The 18,125-nt window shown below is 46.4% G+C and carries 14 protein-coding genes and 1 riboswitch; of the genes, 12 read left to right on the top strand and 2 right to left on the bottom strand.

Annotated elements, in window-relative coordinates; all coding sequences use genetic code 11:
- The first annotated feature begins 147 nt into the window (after positions 1 to 147).
- The 11 genes from FZD51_RS07160 to mmsB all read left to right on the top strand — a co-directional run bounded on the left by FZD51_RS07160 (position 148) and on the right by mmsB (position 15,076).
- Entirely contained in the window at positions 148 to 804 is a 657-nt protein-coding gene (locus tag FZD51_RS07160; protein WP_148974117.1) for a 5-bromo-4-chloroindolyl phosphate hydrolysis family protein, read from the top strand.
- Positions 801 to 1,970, top strand: a complete 1,170-nt coding sequence (locus tag FZD51_RS07155) for a toxic anion resistance protein (protein ID WP_148974116.1) — start codon at positions 801 to 803, stop codon at positions 1,968 to 1,970. The genes FZD51_RS07160 and FZD51_RS07155 overlap by 4 nt, the downstream gene beginning before the upstream one ends.
- A 221-nt stretch (positions 1,971 to 2,191) precedes the next feature.
- Positions 2,192 to 2,277, top strand: a riboswitch (cyclic di-GMP riboswitch).
- A gap of 546 nt (positions 2,278 to 2,823) precedes the next feature.
- Positions 2,824 to 4,521, top strand: a complete 1,698-nt coding sequence (locus FZD51_RS07150) for a serine hydrolase domain-containing protein (protein ID WP_148974115.1) — start codon at positions 2,824 to 2,826, stop codon at positions 4,519 to 4,521.
- Between the two features lie 13 nt (positions 4,522 to 4,534).
- Entirely contained in the window at positions 4,535 to 6,619 is a 2,085-nt protein-coding gene (locus FZD51_RS07145; RefSeq protein ID WP_148974114.1) for a glycoside hydrolase family 3 protein, read from the top strand.
- Positions 6,620 to 6,728: 109 nt separating this feature from the next.
- Positions 6,729 to 7,994 carry an exo-beta-N-acetylmuramidase NamZ family protein gene (locus tag FZD51_RS07140; protein ID WP_148974113.1) on the top strand — a complete coding sequence of 422 codons (1,266 nt, stop codon included), beginning with the start codon at positions 6,729 to 6,731 and terminating at the stop codon, positions 7,992 to 7,994.
- Positions 7,995 to 8,607: 613 nt separating this feature from the next.
- Positions 8,608 to 9,033 (top strand): hypothetical protein, encoded by a 426-nt coding sequence (locus FZD51_RS07135; protein ID WP_148974112.1) that lies wholly within the window; start codon positions 8,608 to 8,610, stop codon positions 9,031 to 9,033.
- 159 nt (positions 9,034 to 9,192) lie between these two features.
- Entirely contained in the window at positions 9,193 to 10,281 is a 1,089-nt protein-coding gene (locus tag FZD51_RS07130; RefSeq protein ID WP_148974111.1) for a GntR family transcriptional regulator, read from the top strand.
- 281 nt (positions 10,282 to 10,562) lie between these two features.
- Positions 10,563 to 10,766: a hypothetical protein gene (locus FZD51_RS07125; protein WP_148974110.1), complete on the top strand. Its 204-nt coding sequence runs from the start codon at positions 10,563 to 10,565 to the stop codon at positions 10,764 to 10,766.
- Positions 10,767 to 11,193: 427 nt separating this feature from the next.
- Positions 11,194 to 12,267, top strand: coding sequence for a multiple monosaccharide ABC transporter substrate-binding protein (gene chvE / locus FZD51_RS07120; protein ID WP_148974109.1), 1,074 nt, complete (start codon positions 11,194 to 11,196; stop codon positions 12,265 to 12,267).
- Positions 12,268 to 12,333: 66 nt separating this feature from the next.
- Entirely contained in the window at positions 12,334 to 13,893 is a 1,560-nt protein-coding gene (gene mmsA / locus FZD51_RS07115) for a multiple monosaccharide ABC transporter ATP-binding protein (protein WP_148974108.1), read from the top strand.
- Between the two features lie 61 nt (positions 13,894 to 13,954).
- Entirely contained in the window at positions 13,955 to 15,076 is a 1,122-nt protein-coding gene (gene mmsB / locus FZD51_RS07110) for a multiple monosaccharide ABC transporter permease (protein ID WP_148974266.1), read from the top strand.
- Between the two features lie 517 nt (positions 15,077 to 15,593).
- Here the strand turns inward: mmsB and FZD51_RS07105 are convergent.
- The gene (locus FZD51_RS07105; RefSeq protein ID WP_148974107.1) at positions 15,594 to 16,454 is read right to left on the bottom strand and encodes a glycerophosphodiester phosphodiesterase; all 861 of its coding nucleotides are present in this window, start codon (positions 16,452 to 16,454) and stop codon (positions 15,594 to 15,596) included.
- Between the two features lie 144 nt (positions 16,455 to 16,598).
- Here FZD51_RS07105 and FZD51_RS07100 point away from each other — a divergent pair, with 144 nt between their 5' ends.
- Complete coding sequence (locus tag FZD51_RS07100; RefSeq protein WP_148974106.1) at positions 16,599 to 17,330, top strand: glycerophosphodiester phosphodiesterase; 732 nt, start codon at positions 16,599 to 16,601, stop codon at positions 17,328 to 17,330.
- Positions 17,331 to 17,544: 214 nt separating this feature from the next.
- Here FZD51_RS07100 and FZD51_RS07095 read toward each other — a convergent pair whose 3' ends face one another.
- A complete protein-coding gene (locus FZD51_RS07095; RefSeq protein WP_148974105.1) occupies positions 17,545 to 18,033 on the bottom strand; it encodes a sigma-70 family RNA polymerase sigma factor in 489 nt (162 codons plus the stop codon).
- Positions 18,034 to 18,125: the final 92 nt, after the last annotated feature.

Here is an 18,125-nt window from a genome sequence, read left to right as displayed (position 1 = left end):
TATGGAAAAGAGGAGTTTTATCGTGTATTGTTGAATTAAATAAGATAATCTTACTTTTTCTGTCAGTGGGAGAGATTGGGTGAAACCTATTCTGTCTTAAATCGTATGAGTAGATAAAGCAGGATTTTATGTCAGGAGTCGATATGAATGAACCGGATTGTTTCGTTTCTTATAGGCACAGTACTGGCTGTCCCGTTCGCCGGGTCGGTCTGGACGGTCAGTTATTTCGGATTTGACCAGACGTTTTTCTTATCCGGACTGATAGCAGGCGGAGCGGCTGCGTTAGTGTATCTGGCCGCATTCCAGATCGGGCGTGTCCGTTTCCTCAGGAAGCACGGGCTTTCGCGGAGGGAATACAAGTACATCAAGACAAACCTTGCAGAAGGGAAAAAGAAAATTTCCCGCCTGCACAAATCATTGTTTGCGATCCGCCATCTTCCTTCTTTGAAGCAGCGGATTGAACTGATGAGGATCACAAGGAAGATTTACAGGCTGACGAAGAAAGAGCCGAAGCGTTTTTACCAGGCTGAAAGGTTCTATTTTTCCCATCTTGATTCTCTGGTGGAAATGACGGAGAAATATGTTTTCCTCTCCACCCAGCCAAAGAAGAATCTTGAAATCGACCAGTCGCTGCTGGAGACCCGAAGGACCATCAATGAACTTTCCGAGACGGTGGAGAAAGATTTGTATGAAGTGATTTCCGATGATATTGATAACCTTAACTTTGAAATAGACGTGGCAAAAAACTCGATCAAAACATGGAAGGAAAACCGATTACCTGAAGAAAGCAGGAGGCTGAAATGAGCGAACAAAACCCATCATTAACAAAAAAGACGAACAGTCTTATGGATGATATCCTTGCCGACCCGTTCGGCGACATGAATGGCGGACCTGCCCTGGAGCTTGCGAAGGAAGACAAACCGGTGAAGCTCATAGACGTGATCCCGGAAGAAAATAGGGCACGCGCCTATCAGATCGCCGAGCAGATCGACCCGCGCAACCACCAGGCCATGATTGCCTATGGCACCCAGGCTCAGACAAAGCTGCTCACCTTCTCGCACAGCATGCTCGAGCATGTCCAGAAGAAGGATATCGGAGAGGTCGGTGATATCATCAATGACCTGATGAAGCGCCTCAATGACATGAACCCGGATGAACTGAAGCAGGGCAAGCAGTCGCTGTTTTCCCGCATGTTCGGAAAAATCTCCGATTCTGTTCAGGAGATCCTCTCCAAATATCAAAAAACAGGAGCGCAGATTGACCGGATCAGCGTAAAGCTGGACCGCAGCAAAAATGTCCTCTTGTCTGATATCCATATGCTTGAGAAGTTATATGATACGAACAAGGAGTATTTCCATGCCCTCAATGTCTATATTGCAGCGGGCGAAATCAAGCTCGAGGAGCTTCATGAGCAGACAATCCCGCAGATGAGGAAGGAAGCGGAAGCATCAGGCGACCAGATGAAATTCCAGGAAGTCAATGATATGCTTCAGTTTGCGGACAGGCTGGATAAAAGGCTGTATGATCTGAAGCTGAGCCGGGAAATCACGATTCAATCCGCTCCGCAGATCCGCCTGATCCAAAACACGAATCAGGCCCTTGTCGAAAAGATCCAGGCATCCATCAACACCGCCATCCCGCTGTGGAAAAACCAGGTGGCAATTGCCCTGACCCTTATCCGCCAGCGCCATGCGGTTGAAGCGCAGAAGCAGGTCTCGAAGACAACAAATGAGCTGCTCTTGAAAAACGCGGAAATGCTGAAAACAAATACCATCGAAACCGCCAAGGAAAATGAGCGCGGTCTTGTGGATATTGAAACCCTCAAGAAAACCCAGGAAAACCTCATTTCCACCCTGGAAGAAACACTCAGGATCCAGGAGGAGGGCCGCAATAAGCGGCGCCAGGCAGAAAGTGACCTGGCTTCCATGGAAAATGAACTGCGTCAGAAGCTGCTTGAAATCAAAGGATAAGTAACAGAGATGCCTTCCCGATAGGAGGCATCTTTTTATTTTTAAGGAGTATACTCCGGATAAAATGGACTGGTTTAAACAAAGTGATATTGCCGGACCTCCTTTAGTAGAATGGTCAGCACCTATTTGTTAAAAAAAATTTATTAAAAATCATGTTTACTTAATTTTTAGTGTGGTATTAAATTTTAGTGCATGATCTGGTAAATACAGGATGAGAGGGTGAATATCAAGGGCAAAATCACTGAAAAGTGATGACGCAAAGCTATAGGGGCTTATGTGGAAAAAACAATGCCAGCCAGCTGCCATCAAACAGAAAAGGGGACTATTTGATGTCAAAAAAGAAGTGGGACACGCCTGAAGTTATAAAACGGAGAAAAAAAAGAAACAAAATTATACTGTACATATCAATTTTTGTGTTTACTATTGTTTCAAGTGTTCTGGCAACAGTTTTAATGAGTCAGGTATAGCAGGAAAGACGGAGGCCGTGCGGGCACTCCGTCTTTTTTAGATACAGCCCGCCATGTACCTGCTTCCTGATTTGCGGGCGTTTTCAAAATTGCTTTCGGCACGTCTGATGTGTTAAAGATTTTCGTTGGTAATAGGCGGAGTGAATAAAAAAAGAAGATTTGTCCCTTTTATTGTATTTAAAACAATTGTCGAACAAATCCTCCCATCTGTCCATGCCGATAGTCATTGTTATGGCGTCGAATCAGCATTGACTAGGTCCTCCTTGGTATAGACATCTATACACTTATTTCGCTAATCTAAAGATGTAATTATTTGAATTTTTAAACTAAAGGGAGGGAAGGAGAAAGTCCGGTTCGTGTTCAGAGATGATAAAAGGAGGAATAAGATGAAGAATAAGTCTGTGAAAGTGACATTGGCTGCCATCCTGAGCCTAAGCGCTGTGGCTCCTGCAGTTATGGCAAGCGACAGTCCTGAAGCAAAAGAAAAAGCGGGGGATCCGGAAATGAGTTCTTCCAAGTTTATGCCTCCTGTTCCATTTCCATGGGACCATCCAGGGAAGTCATCACCGGTGCTTCACCCGGGATCTGCCAGGGGAGCCGGCATGGTTGAGGGCCCGCTCAATGAAATCGATGGAATCATGGAGGATATGATTGATTCCAGGGTGATGCCCGGTGCAGTGGCACTTGTGGCCCGGCGCGGCCATATCGTCAAGCATGAAGCCTATGGCATGGCTTATCAGTATAGTGATGACGGAATGACAGAAGCCGATCAGCCTATCAGCATGACGAAGGACACCATCTTTGACCTTGCTTCCATCAGCAAAATCTTTACAACAACAGCCGCTATGCAGCTTTATGAAAAAGGCCTCTTCAATCTTGATGATCCGGTGGCTGATTATCTGCCTGAGTTTGCAGCGGGCGGCAAGGAAGAGGTGACCATCAGGCAGCTGATGACCCATACCTCCGGATTCACGGCCTGGATTCCTCTTTATTCACAGGGAAACAGCCGCGAAGACAGGATTTTAATTGCCCTGCAATATCCGCTTGCCAATGAGCCGGGGAGCACCTATACATACAGCGACCTCAACATGATCGCCCTCGGAGCCCTTATTGAAAAACTGTCAGGCAAGCGCCTGGATGAATATGTGAGAGACCATATTACCAAGCCACTTGGCATGAAGGATACCATGTATAACCCGCCTGAAAGTCTGAAGGACAGGATTGCAGCGACTGAATATCAGCCTGCCCTCGGGCGCGGCCTTGTCTGGGGAGAGGTTCATGATGAAAATGCCTGGTCGCTTGATGGCGTTGCCGGACATGCAGGGGTATTCTCCACAGCAGGAGACCTGGCGAAGTTTGCCCATATGTACGTAAACGAAGGCACCTATGGCGGCAAGCAAATTTTGAAAAAAGAAACAGTCAGGACGCTGACGGAAAATCAGATCCCGCAGTTTCCCGGCGATGACCACGGACTTGGCTGGGAACTGAACCAGGGCTGGCTCGGCGATGCGCTGACAGATATAGATTCACTCAGCCACACAGGCTACACAGGCACTTCAGTTGTCATCTCCCAGAAAAATGGCACCATTGCCATCCTGCTGACCAACCGGGTCCATCCGACAAGGAACACCGTTTCAACGAATGGAGCAAGAAGGGCATTTGCAAGGCAGGTGGCAGACAGCATTCCGGTCAGCATCCCCGGTAAAAAGCCGGCTTGGTTCTCTGGCTATGGGGATAGCACAGAAAAAAGCCTGACAGCTGAAGTCGAGCTGCATTCACAGGCGGTTCTCTCTTTTGAAACCTGGCACCGGATTGAAGAAAACAGCGATTATGGCTATCTGGAAATCTCTGCAGACGGGACAAATTGGACAGAAGTCAAGTCCTTTACCGGAAACAGCGGAAGCTGGAGCACGGTTAAAGCCGAGCTTCCTGCAGATACTAAGCTCATTCGCTTCCGCTATAAAACCGATGCAACCGTCAACGGAAGAGGCTGGTACCTGGATGATCTAAAAATCTCGCCTAAAAAAGGCAAAGTCATAAAGCCTGAGTTTGCGAGTGAAGAATGGCAAAAACGCAGCTATTAAATGTTGAGGAGGAATGGCTTTGAAAAAGCTCAAAACGATTGTAATGACTTTTCTGGTTCTGATCCTTGGGTTCTCGGCCTGGTTTCAGCCTGCAGCGGCAGCAGGCAAGAATAAGGTGAAGGACCTCGTCCTCCTGCAGAACCTGCCGGAATCTGAGGCGCAGTTCAGCGGAAAAATATTGCAGCTTAAAGCACTGCATGTCTATAAGGAAGGCCATTTTCTAGGAGTCTCCAAGAATCTTGACTGGAAATCCTCCAATAAAACAGTCGCCAGGGTATCTGATGATGGAACTGTGACTATGTCAGGGAAGAATGGCCGCACCTTCATTACCGTAACAGATGGAAAAAATAAAGACCGGATCGCCATTGATGCAAAAAATCGCAAATCCGGATTTCAGGCAGAAATCCGCAAGGAAAAATCAAAGCGCTATCAGCTGGTCGATGGGGCTGTCAAAGCAATGAAGCTTGAAGAAAAAGTCGGGCAAATGCTTATGCCGGATTTCCGGACCTGGAAAGGCCAGAATGTAACAGAAATCCAGCCGGAAATTGAAGCGCTTGTGAAAAAATACCATCTCGGCGGTGTCATTCTTTTCCGCGAGAATGTCGTGACAACCGAACAGACAGCAAAGCTGGTCTCACAATACCAAGAGGCATCAGAAAAGTACGGTCTCCTGATGACGATTGACCAGGAGGGCGGCATTGTCACCCGCCTGCAGTCTGGAACTGATATGCCGGGCAATATGGCCCTTGGTGCCGCCCGTTCTCCGGAAACCGCCGAAAAGGTGGGGGAAGCCATCGGTGAAGAGCTAGCCGCTCTCGGCATCAACACCAACTTCGCGCCTGTTATGGATGTGAATAACAATCCGGATAATCCGGTCATCGGTGTCCGCTCCTTTGGGGAAAACCCTGAGCTTGTAGCTGAAATGGGTGTAGCTTATACAAAGGGACTGCAGTCTGCAGGCGTTGCGGCAACCGCCAAGCACTTCCCGGGCCACGGCGACACAGCAGTCGATTCCCATCTTGGATTGCCTGAGGTGCCGCACGATAAAGAGCGATTGAAGGAAGTGGAGCTGTATCCGTTCCAAAAGGGAATGGAAGCCGGCATTGATGCCATCATGACGGCGCATGTCACCTTCCCGAAAATCGATGATACAAAAGCCATTTCACAGAAAACGGGTGAAGAAATCGCTATTCCGGCAACCCTTTCCTACAAAGTTCTCACAGAACTGATGAGGGAGGAAATGGGCTATGAGGGAGTCATTACGACAGATGCGATGAACATGAATGCTATCGCAGAGCATTTTGGGCCTGTTGACGCAGCCATCCGCTCCGTCAAAGCAGGAACAGACATTGTCCTGATGCCGGTTGGATTAGAATCAGTCGCTGAAGGGCTGCTGGCTGCCGTTAAATCAGGAGAAATTTCGGAAAAACGGATTGAAGCTTCTGTAAAGCGGATTCTTACTTTGAAACTCAAACGGGGAATCATCAAAGAAGAAACACCGCAGGATCTGAGCGAAAAGATTGCCCATGCCCTTGAAGTCGTAGGCTCTGCCGAGCATAAAGCGATAGAAAAGGAAGCGGCACAGAAATCAATCACCCTTGTAAAAAATGAAGGAGCCCTACCGCTATCAGCGGCAGACAGCGATTCTATCCTCGTTATCGGCAACACCTATATCAATGACCTGGGGAAAGCAGTAAAAAACCGCCATGCTAATACAGAAATCATTGCATCAGCTGACTACAGCCTCACGGCAGAACAGCTGGAAAAGGCCAAAAATGCAAAGGCAGTCATCGTCGGCTCCTACACGTATAATGTTTCCGGCCGCTCGCCTGACAGCGCACAAATGAAAATGATCAACAAGCTGATCAGCGAGACAGATGCACCGGTTATCACGGTAGCCATCCGCAATCCTTATGACATCATGGCCGTGCCAGGCACAGATGCCTATCTTGCGCAGTACGGCTTCCGCCCGGCAAGCTTTGAAGCAACTGCAGGTGCGATTTTCGGAGAGTTCGCACCAGCAGGAAAACTTCCAGTGACAATCCCGTCGCTTGAAGGCGGAACTTTGTATGAATATGGCCACGGTCTGAGCTATTAAAGCAGCTGGCAGGAAGGCAATCTTCCTGCTGGACTATTTTTTCATATGAAGGGTTCCAGTGCCTGGATTCCAGGGCTGGGGCTTTTCTAAAAACCAGGGAGGGATTATTTTGAAAAAACGCTTGATCATCATGCTGTCATTGATTCTCGTACTGTCCGCCCTGTCAGCCGCTGCTTTTGCGGATAACGGGAAGCATAAGGGAAGAGATAAGAAAGGGAAGAAATTCGAGCTGGGCATCGAGGTGCTGCTCGATGATCAGAAGGAACTGATAGAAGGAAAGCGAGTCGGCCTGATCACCAATCCAACCGGCGTCGATCAGGAGCTTAATAGTATTGTAGATTTGCTTCATAATGATCCCGAAGTAGAGCTTACCGCCCTGTACGGACCTGAGCATGGTGTAAGGGGAAGCGCGCAGGCCGGGGAATATGTCGAGTTTTATACAGATGAAAAAACGGGTCTTCCAGTATACAGTCTCTATGGGGCAACCAAAAAGCCAACCCCGGAAATGCTGGAAAACGTCGATGTCCTGCTGTTTGACATCCAGGATGTCGGAACCCGCTTTTACACCTATATCTACACAATGGCCTATGCGATGGAAGCCGCAAAAGAAAATGATATCCCATTCATCGTCCTTGACCGCCCGAATCCGCTTGGAGGCACTGAGGTGGAAGGGCCAGTACTGGAAACACCGTACAAATCCTTTGTCGGCAATTACGAAATCCCGCTTCGCCACGGGATGACTGTCGGCGAGCTGGCCAAGCTGTTCAATGAGGAATTTGGTATCGGTGCAGATTTGACAGTCGTCAAAATGAAGGGCTGGAAGCGTGATATGTATTACGACGAAACCGGCCTCCAATTCGTCATGCCATCACCGAATATGCCGACATTGGATACCGCTCTTGTATACCCGGGAGCTGCCTTGATCGAAGGCACCAATGTATCGGAAGGCAGGGGGACGACCAAGCCATTCGAGCTGATCGGAGCGCCGTTCATCAATGCCGATAACCTGGCACAGCAGCTCAACAGCCTGAACCTGAAGGGAGTCAGCTTCCGGGCTGCATCCTTCACACCATCCATCTCCAAGCATGCCGGCAAGCTGTCCCATGGCATTCAGATACACATTACAGATCCTGACGAATACGAGCCGGTTGTAACCGGACTGCATATCGTCAAAAGCATCCATGACCTGTATCCTGAGGACTTTGCATTCCGTGCAGAAGACAGCAAAGGCATCTCCTTCTTCGACCTTCTTACCGGAAATGGCTGGGTCCGCGATGCCATTGAAGAAGGAAAATCTGTTGAGTGGATTGAATCGCAGTGGAAGGATGAGCTTAAAGACTTTAATAAAGTGCGTAAGGATTATTTGATGTACTAAGCTGGTGCCAGGCACCGCCGCTTGAGATGCGGCGGTGTTTTTGTTTTTTGCCGGGCGATGGGGCCTGACGTGGGAGCGATAGGATACATGAGTGGTCGTTTTGTGAGTGAGTCATGTATATGAATAGCCTGCTGGGGTACATGAGTGGTCGTTTTGTGAGTGAGTCATGTATATGAATAGCCTGCTGGGGTACATGAGTGAGCATTTTGTGAGTGGGTCATGTATACGAAGAGCCTGTTGGGATACATGAGAGGGCGTTTAGAGAGTGAGTCATGTATCCGAAGAGCCTGCTGGGATACATGAGAGGGCATTTAGAGAGTGAGTCATGTATCCGAAGAGCCTGATGGGATACATGAGTGAGCATTTTGTGAGTGGGTCATGTATACGAAGAGCCTGATGGGATACATGAGAGGGCGTTTAGAGAGTGAGTCTTGTATACGAAGAGGCTGATGGAATACATGAGAGGGCGTTTAGAAAGGAAATCATGTATACCAAACTCTTTCCCTCATATGCACTTTCCGCTCCCTAGCCCTTTACCAAAAAACACGCCCCCTTTTACAACCTCCGAAACCGGGTAAAAATATTAAAAACAAAACACCAAGGATGTGAAACCATGCCGCAGAAAGCCTATTTGATCAATACAAACCGTTCAGGCTGCCCGAATGGCAGGGATGAGAGGGATATGCTGGCTAATGCGAAGTGTGCGGCCTATTTTTCACCGTGGAAGGAAAAGATCAAGAAGCTGCAGGAAGGGGATCTCGTATTTTTATATAGCAACAAGAGGGGGATTATTGCACGGGGAGTGGCGACAGGAATTGTCCAGGCAGCCGATCATGAAGATGAGAACGGCATCCACTGGGATGAGGAGTATTATATGAGGCTCCATGACTTCGATATTTTATCTTCTCCTATGCCTGCAGCCAGAATTTGCAGTGCTGCCGGGCAAAGGATTATGTTCGGCCAAACATTGACACCGTTAAAAGGAGAGGCAGCAAAAGCCATCTGGGATAAGATTACAGAGCATTATAATACCCGTTGAAACTCCCTCCGTCTTCAATGCTGCATGAAACCTTTCGACAAAAACCGGAAGGTGCCTGTCACTCCCATTGTCACCTCCAATATTCTCATAGTCCGTACAAATTTACTCTATCCTATTGTATGATTAGATTATAAATACTTTCGGCAGGCTGGTGGATGAATGGCTAAATATAAACAGGTTAAAGAAGAAATTCAATCTTGGATACGGGAAGGCAAAATTAAGCCGGATGAGAGGATCCAATCTGAACATGAGATGGCCGAGCGATTTGCTGTCAGCAGGCATACGATCAGGCAGGCTATGAGTGAACTGGTTCATGAGGGCTGGCTTTACAGGCACCAGGGGAGAGGAACCTTCTGTAAGGATCAGAGCGGAAAAAAGGTCCAGATTGACCGGACCATCGGCATTATAACCACATCTATTTCTGATTATATTTTTCCCTCCATCATTAGAGGCATAGAGTCATATCTTAGTGAAAAAGGATATAATCTGCTTCTCGCAAGTACAAATCATAATATCGAGAGAGAGCGCAAGTGCCTCGAAAATATGCTCGGCAAAAAGCTGGACGGCCTTATTGTCGAGCCTACCAAAAGTGCTCTGCATAACCCTAACCTCAACACGTATTTGAATATTGAGAAAAACAAAATTCCTTATGTTATGATCAATGCCTTTTACTCTGAGCTTCAGCCTGCAAGCATTACGGTTGATGATAAAAGAGGCGGTTTCATGGCCGCTGAGCATCTTATCCAGCTTGGACATAAGAAAATCAGCGGAATCTTTAAGGTCGATGATATGCAGGGGGTTAACAGGATGAAGGGATTCATGCGTGCACACCGGCATTATAATATCCCCCTCCATCCAGGTACCATTGTGACATACACCACAGAAGATAAAAATGCAAAACCGCAGGAAGCTGCGAGGCAGCTTTTAAAGGATCGGGAGCCGCCGACCGCTTTCTTTTGCTATAATGATCAGATTGCTTTGAATATCCTCGATGTGGCAAGGGAGCAGTCATTAAGAGTTCCGGAAGATGTGTCGCTTGTCGGGTTTGATAACTCTCATCTGGCATCTGTTTCAGAAGTGAAATTTACCACATTGACTCATCCGCAAACAGAGATGGGACGGCTGGCTGCCAGGATGGTTGTTGATTCGATTGAAAAAGGCGTTGATCTTGCAGTATCCGATCCAATTGTATATGAGCCGGAACTGATTATCAGAAGTTCAACGGCTGAGTTAAAAGGAGTGCTCTAATCAAGAACCTGTTCATCTTTTGAACAGGTTTTTTTGTGCGTACAAGTATACTTTTATTCTAGCATTTAAACGCCTAGGAGATATGTTGAAGAAGTAATATTAAAAATTTTCTAAAAACACTGGTAAATTTGTACGTACAATTATATAATGATGTACAAACGTTGGTCTGAGAGTGATTGGATGCTTGAGAGAATGCAAGGGAAGTACTAAATGCAGACCCGCGACTGTCTTTTCATGAAAATGGTAACGTTTATGCGGTAGCACTTGAGTCCGGAAAGGCATTGCTGGCAGAATCTACGGAGGTGATACAGGATATTGCAGAGCAGGAGGTCAAAGAGCTAGTTGAAGAATACCCAGGGCTGAATGAATGCTTAATCTGTGTGCTGCTGCTTCATGAAATCAATCCACGGGCAGGAGTGGTTCGGCCTGAGAAGGAAATCTTCGAGTGGCAAGAGTATCTTGAAGCTGTATTCATCCATTTTTAAATCATCGAAGGCATGGAACTTTGCCAGGGTGCACACCATACTTCCTTGTCTAAAAAAGTGACATTAGATCAGTTGGTGGAACTTGAAATGGTTCTCATTGAGAACAGCCGAATTCTCTAAAGCTAAGGGGATTAACTAATATAAAACAGAACCTTTTAGTATTTTGATTATTTTGTAAATTAATATTGCGGGCGTATATGGTTTTGATTATAATAATTGTACGTACAATTAGGCGTCTTGAAAAATAAGATAATGCACATAAATAAAGCTTGGGAAACTATCGTCTATCTATGGATTTCTTTTTTGTACGTACGATGTTTGTCTTAAATGAAAGCGGTTGCTGTCTGTTGGTTGTATTTTACTGCTGACTCAAAAGCCTTAAATGGCTTTGAGCATATTTAAGTTAAGGAAGAGAGGGGTCTTTTAGATGAAAAAACTATTATCAGCTATGTTCCTGTTAATTCTTGTTTTCTCCATGTCTGCCTGCTCCAGCAGCGGTGCAGGAGGAGATGAAAAAGGTTTTGTCGGAATTGCAATGCCTACAAAATCCTCAGAAAGATGGGTCAGTGACGGCAAGTATATGAAGGATGAATTTGAGAAGCTTGGTTATAAGGTTGATCTGCAATATGCGGAAGATGTTGTGGAAAACCAGGTGTCCCAGATCGAGAATATGATTACAAAGGGCGTGGATATTCTTGTAATCGCTTCAATTGATGGTGAATCACTGACAAACGTTCTTGATAAAGCGGCTAAGCAGGATATCAGTGTAATCTCATATGACAGATTAATCAAAAAGACTGAACATGTAAGCTATTATGCAACTTTTGATAACTTCAAAGTAGGTGTGCTTCAGGGCTCTTATATTGAAGAAAAGCTTGGTTTGAAGGATGGGAAAGGGCCATTTAACATTGAATTGTTTGCCGGGTCTCCGGATGATAATAACGCCTACTTCTTTTTTGATGGCGCTATGTCAGTTCTCCAGCCTTATATCGACTCCGGAAAGCTGGTTGTCAAAAGCGGTCAGACAGAATTTGAGCAGGCAGCCACTTTAAGGTGGGACGGTGCAACAGCGCAGTCCAGAATGGATAATCTATTAAGCTCCAATTATTCAAGTGACAGAGTGGACGCTGTCCTGTCGCCATATGACGGCATCAGCATCGGAATCCTGTCTTCCTTGAAGGGCGTCGGCTATGGAGACGGAAGCCAGCCTCTGCCGGTTGTTACAGGGCAGGATGCAGAGCTTGCTTCTGTCAAATCCATCATTGCGGGAGAGCAGACACAGACAGTGTTCAAAGATACACGCGAGCTTGCAAAAAAAGCCGTTGAAATGGCAGAGGCTGTCCTTGAGGGCGAAGAAGCAGAAGTAAATGACACTGAAACATATGACAACGGTGAAAAAGTTGTGCCTGCTTATCTCCTTGATCCAGTTTCTGTTGATCAGTCTAATTATAAAGAAGTACTGGTAGACAGCGGATACTATAAGGAAGAAGAGCTTAAGTAATAACATGCAATGGATGATTCAGCAGGGCTGAATCATCCATTGCATTTGAAGGGAGCTGACGAAAGGATGCCGGAGTATATTTTGGAAATGAGGAATATCACAAAGGAATTTCCAGGTGTTAAAGCATTGGATCAGGTAAACCTTCAGGTCGCAGATGGGGAAATCCATGCCCTGTGCGGCGAGAATGGAGCCGGCAAGTCCACGCTTATGAAGGTGCTGAGCGGTGTATATCCGCATGGGACGTATACAGGAGACATTCTTTTTAAAGGGAATGTATGCGAATTTAAAGATATCAAGCAAAGTGAAAATAAAGGGATTGTCATCATTCACCAGGAGCTGGCGCTTATTCCGGAGCTTAGCATTGCGGAAAACATCTTTCTTGGGAATGAACAGGCCAGAAAAGGAATCATCAATTGGAATGAAACGACCGTCAAGACGCTTGAGCTTCTCCGAAAGGTTGGACTGTCCGAGTCCCCGCATGCACTGGTTTCAGATATCGGTGTCGGAAAACAGCAGCTTGTCGAGATAGCCAAGGCTCTATCAAAAGAAGTAAAGCTGCTTATTCTTGATGAACCTACCGCTGCCTTGAATGAAAGGGACAGCGAGAATCTGCTCAGGCTTCTCCTGGAATTTAAGAAGCAGGGCATTTCCTCTATTATCATTTCCCATAAGCTGAACGAGGTAACAAGCATCTCCGACTCTATCACAATCCTCCGGGATGGACAGACGATTGAGACGCTGGATGTGAAAGAAAGCGGCATCTCAGAAGACCGGATCATCAAAGGCATGGTAGGCCGGGATTTAACGAACCGCTATCCTGCCCGTGAGCCGGAAATAGGGGAAGTTATGTTTGAAGTAAAAGATTGGGAGGTCTACCATCCCCTCCATGCTGAGCGCAAGGTTATTGATCAGGCAAGCCTCAATATAAGGCGGGGAGAGATTGTCGGGATTGCCGGGCTCATGGGAGCAGGCAGGACAGAGCTGGCCATGAGCATATTCGGAAAATCATATGGGAAAAACATCAGCGGCAGCCTATTTAAAGACGGCAAGGAAATCCAGCTTAAAGATATCTCCAGTGCCATCAAGAATGGCTTGGCATATGTAACTGAGGACCGGAAGAATTACGGCCTGGTTTTGATTGATGATATTAAATCGAATATATCCCTTGCGAGCCTGAAGAAAATCTCCAGGAACCTGGTCATACAGGACCATGCGGAATATAAGGAGGCAGAGGGGTTCCGCCGGAAAATGAATATCAAGACACCAAGCGTACTGCAGAAAACGAATAATCTAAGCGGAGGAAATCAGCAAAAAGTAGTCCTCAGCAAATGGATCTTTTCCGAGCCGGATATTCTGATCCTTGATGAACCTACAAGGGGAATCGATGTTGGAGCAAAATATGAGATATATATGATTATCAATCAGCTGGCAGCTGACGGAAAAGGCATCCTTCTTATATCCTCGGAGCTGCCGGAGCTGCTTGGCATGTGTGACCGCATCTATGTAATGAATGAAGGTCAAATCACAGGTGAGCTTGATAAAAGTGAAGCCAACCAGGAAAGTATCATGAGATATATGACAAAAGCAAGGGGGAAGAACGGTGAACACGAATACGCCACTCAATAATGAAGGGCCTAAGGTATTAGGAGCCGGCTCATTGATCAAGAGCAACGTGAGGCAGTACGGAATGTTCTTTGCATTGGTGCTGATCATGCTTCTATTCCAGGTTCTGACGGACGGGATCCTTCTCAGGCCGCTGAATATTACCAATCTTATACTGCAGAACAGCTATATCCTCGTGCTGGCCATCGGCATGGTGCTGGTTATCATTACCGGCCATATCGACTTGTCGGTAGGTTCCATAGCAGCCTTCGTCGGGGCTATTTCAGCCATTTTAATCATCGATATGAATGTACCGACCTATCTGGCTGTTTTCCTTTCCTTGGTGCTAGGCGCCTTGATCGGTGCATGGCAGGGGTTTTGGATTGCCTATGTGAAAATACCGGCCTTCATCGTAACGCTGGCAGGCATGCTTCTTTTCAGGGGACTGACCATGCTCGTACTGAAAGGCCAATCGCTGGCACCATTCCCGGAATCCTTCCAGGCCATGAGCTCAGGCTTCATCCCGGATGTGATCGGGGGAGAAAATGCCGTTCTCCACATCTTTACTTTGGTAATAGGGGCTGTATTGTCCATTGTATTTGTCCTTTTTGAACTAAGAAACAGGAAAAACCAAATGAAGTATAGCTTTGAAATCTCGTCAAACGGACTATTCTTCGCTAAACTGGCCGGTTTTGTCATCCTTATCAATGTATTTACATATGTCCTGGCTACATATGAGGGAGTACCGACTATTCTGGTCATCTTATTCGCGCTTGTCCTTCTCTATTCTTTTATTATGAAAAAGACGGTGATTGGCCGGCATGTGTATGCGATCGGGGGCAACGAAAAAGCCGCAGGATTGTCCGGCATCAAAACGAAAAAGGTCACCTTCCTGGTATTTGTCAATATGGGCGTCCTTTCTGCATTATCAGGCCTAATATTTGCAGCGCGCCTGAATGCAGCGACACCAAAAGCAGGAAACCTTTTTGAGCTTGACGCCATTGCAGCATGTTTCATCGGGGGAGCATCTGCCTATGGAGGAATTGGAACAGTGGGCGGTGCGATTGTCGGAGGGCTTGTCATGGGCGTCATGAATAATGGGATGTCCATCCTCGGGCTTGGAATTGACTGGCAGCAGGCGATAAAAGGACTCGTCCTCCTGGCAGCAGTCGCATTTGATATCTATAATAAAAATAAGGCGGCATAAAAGTTAAGCATAATGAAATCATTGGTGCCCGAAATGAAAATAGCTTAGAAGCCGCTCCCGGTTTCTAAGCTATTTTTATGTTTTATTCATGATCTGTATGTTTAGAACGTTCGCTGATAATTTTCAATAGAAGGAATTTGTCCTGTGGGGATAACATGGCCCAGCTTCCTGCTTTGATTTTCATTAGTACCACTCCTTGTGTTTTTTGATTGATAAAAAACGAATATTCTGCGGCAGCTAGATGAGTAACCAACAATATAACAGCAAGACCTTTTCTCTATAATATTTCCCTGTATTCTTACTATCTTTATACCGCCATTTATTGTAAATGAAACAAAAGAAATATTGACAAGAAACGACTCTATTCACGGAACATTTTCTTATTTCCTGAGAAATATTTGTCTTATTGCCGGAGAGTATCCAAAATTAAGGGGATTAATGGATAAAAGCAATAAGGGATGTCGAAAAGAAAATATAAAAAACTTCCCGGCCGGGAAGTTTTTTACGTTTATGCTGATTATTCTCTGCCAGCATGATTGCTAATAACCTCTGTCAACGTATCGGAGAAATCTGTGAATGCTCCAGTTATTCCCCAAGCGACCCCTTCTTCCATTTCATTCTGCTTATTAATCGTATAGGGGTGTACAAGCAGTCCGTTTTCACGCGCCTTCTTTACATACTCTTCATCAATCATATTATAATTCGGGCCGATGCCGGCTGCGTACTTCTGCACCCTTTTGATATCGTGGACTGTCAGCACAGCCTTTTCTTTGTAGGAGATCAGCTGGATCAGAGGGATGCCAGGTTCTTCCCGGTGGATTCTTTTCAGGCTTTTGCTGCTGAAAGACTGGATGATTACCCGTGCATTATCCTTTTTGCTGCCTATCAGGCCATAATCATGCAATAGTCTTAAGAGTTCTTTCTCCATTCCGGGATATAAATCAGGAGACTTGGTTTCAATATAATAGTTCACCCTGCTGCCGAAATGCTGAAAGATCTCCTCCAAAGAAGGGACCTTCAGGCGGCTGTATGCTGGGTCGGCATAGCCTGGATGCTCGCGGTTAAACCAGGAACCGGCATCAAGCTGCTGCAGCTCCTCCAATGTAAAGGACTGGACGGCGCCTGTTCTATCCGTCGTCCGGTCAACTGTTTGGTCATGCATGGCGGCAAGCTTGCCGTCCTTCGTCATCTGCAGATCGATTTCAATATAATCTGCGCCAAGCTGGGCGGCCATTTCGTATGAAGCAATCGTATGCTCCGGGGCATAGGCCGAGGCACCGCGGTGGCCGATGACAATAAAGCTGTCTGATGGATGCTCACTGGCTGAGCATGCACATATGATCAGTAGTAAACTAAAGGAAACAAGAAATGTTTTCACACGATAGCACCTTTTTCTTTTCGTTCGTATCAGTATGCCTGATTCTGTCCGGTTGTAAAAGTTGTTTGTGATTTTTAGCGGATTTTTCTTTTAGATTGAGTTTTTGTGGTATAACGGAAATAAGAAGAAAGAGGAGGGAAAAGCGTGTCAAAAACTAATATCTACGCCCACCGCGGCAGCAAGGGCACACATCCGGAAAATACGATAGCAGCCTTTGAAGAAGCAGTGAGGCTCGGAGTCGACGGTATTGAACTGGATGTCCATCTTTCAAAGGACGGAGAGCTGATTGTCATCCATGATGAGAAGGTCGACAGGACGACAGATGGCAAGGGAAATGTCAGGGATATGACACTTGAAGAACTGAAGAAGCTGGATGCAGGTTCATGGTTCAGGGAAGAGTTTGCCGAAGCTAAGATTCCTGTGCTTTCCGAGGTGCTCGAGCTGCTGCAGGGAACGGGCATCAAGCTGAATGTGGAAATCAAGAGTGATGTCATTCCTTATGAGGGCATTGAGGAAAAGGTGCTTGAGCTGCTTGTAAAATATGATTATACAGCCGATGCGATTATCTCTTCCTTCAATCACTACAGCCTCCAGAAAGTCCATCAGCTGAACCCGGAAATTGAGACGGCCATCCTGTTCATGGAGGTGCTGTATGAGCCGTGGAAGTATGCTGCTGGAATCGGTGCATCGGCACTGCATGTCTATGCGCCGGTTGCCTATGCGGAGGCAAGCAGGGAGGCGGAACGCAACCAGTTCCCGGTCCGTGTGTTTACGATCAATAAAGAAGAACAGATGCGTGAGCTGCTTGACCTCGGGGTGGACACCATCATGACGGATTATCCGGAAAAGGCGATGCAGGTTCGGGATGCGAGATAGGTTAAACAGCTGCTGTTTGTTGGGCGGCTGTTTTTTGTTTGGGGTGCCAGTCGCCATCACCAAAAAAAAGCCGGGCGTGCTGGTGCCAGTCAGCAGGCCGGGCTTTCAAAAATAGGGTAAAACGATGATAAACCTTGGTATAGCTCTACTATACAGTTCCCCGTCTATGAAATAGTTATAGTCTGGTTAAAAATGGTTACAGAAAGGTTACAGTTCAACTAAAAATTTCTCGGTTTCCTTTAAGCCTCTCCTTAGCGCCTTTCCGCCATGCCTTGACTGCAGACAAAGATACCTTTTCCCTTGCAGCAATTTCCGGAACAGTCAAGTCCTCCAGCACCGTGTACATCACCCATTTTGTCTGATTATCTGTCAGTTCCCCGCAGTATGAGAGGATCAGTTTTTTCTCGAACGGCACTCTAGAATCAGCATCCTCGATATTTTCCCAGAATTCTTCCTTCGCATAAACCTTCTGTTCTTCCTCTCTATTGGTTCGGGTCATTTCTGTCAGGAACTTGCCTTTGATGGTGGTATAGGCAAAATTGGTGAATTCACCTTTTTCCGGCCGGAAATTTTCATGTGCTTCCCAAAGGGCAATCAGGCCGATCTGCAGAAATTCATCTTCATTTTTATAGATGGATAATGTGCGGATGATCTTCCGGATCATCGGCTGGTATTGTTCTGCAAGCATTTCAAAGTTTTCCATGAGAACTTTCCCTATCGGGCGGCGCGCCTGCCAGGTATTCCCGGGTAAGTTCAGCATAGTTGGGAAATAAATTGTGTGCGAATTAGGGAAAA

It is taken from the genome of Bacillus infantis (genome assembly GCF_008180445.1).
GTDB lineage: Bacteria > Bacillota > Bacilli > Bacillales > Cytobacillaceae > Bacillus_AB > Bacillus_AB infantis_B.
This window is presented reverse-complemented; position numbering and strand designations above follow the sequence as displayed.

Excerpts from the sequence above, each read along its gene's own strand:
- FZD51_RS07160 (WP_148974117.1), top strand. The coding sequence starts at position 148 with ATGAACCGGATTGTTTCGTTTCTTATAGGCACAGTACTGGCTGTCCCG.
- FZD51_RS07155 (WP_148974116.1), top strand. The coding sequence starts at position 801 with ATGAGCGAACAAAACCCATCATTAACAAAAAAGACGAACAGTCTTATG.
- FZD51_RS07150 (WP_148974115.1), top strand. The coding sequence starts at position 2,824 with ATGAAGAATAAGTCTGTGAAAGTGACATTGGCTGCCATCCTGAGCCTA.
- FZD51_RS07145 (WP_148974114.1), top strand. The coding sequence starts at position 4,535 with ATGGCTTTGAAAAAGCTCAAAACGATTGTAATGACTTTTCTGGTTCTG.
- FZD51_RS07135 (WP_148974112.1), top strand. The coding sequence starts at position 8,608 with ATGCCGCAGAAAGCCTATTTGATCAATACAAACCGTTCAGGCTGCCCG.
- FZD51_RS07130 (WP_148974111.1), top strand. The coding sequence starts at position 9,193 with ATGGCTAAATATAAACAGGTTAAAGAAGAAATTCAATCTTGGATACGG.
- chvE (WP_148974109.1), top strand. The coding sequence starts at position 11,194 with ATGAAAAAACTATTATCAGCTATGTTCCTGTTAATTCTTGTTTTCTCC.
- mmsA (WP_148974108.1), top strand. The coding sequence starts at position 12,334 with ATGCCGGAGTATATTTTGGAAATGAGGAATATCACAAAGGAATTTCCA.
- mmsB (WP_148974266.1), top strand. The coding sequence starts at position 13,955 with ATGTTCTTTGCATTGGTGCTGATCATGCTTCTATTCCAGGTTCTGACG.
- FZD51_RS07095 (WP_148974105.1), bottom strand. The coding sequence starts at position 18,033 with ATGGAAAACTTTGAAATGCTTGCAGAACAATACCAGCCGATGATCCGG.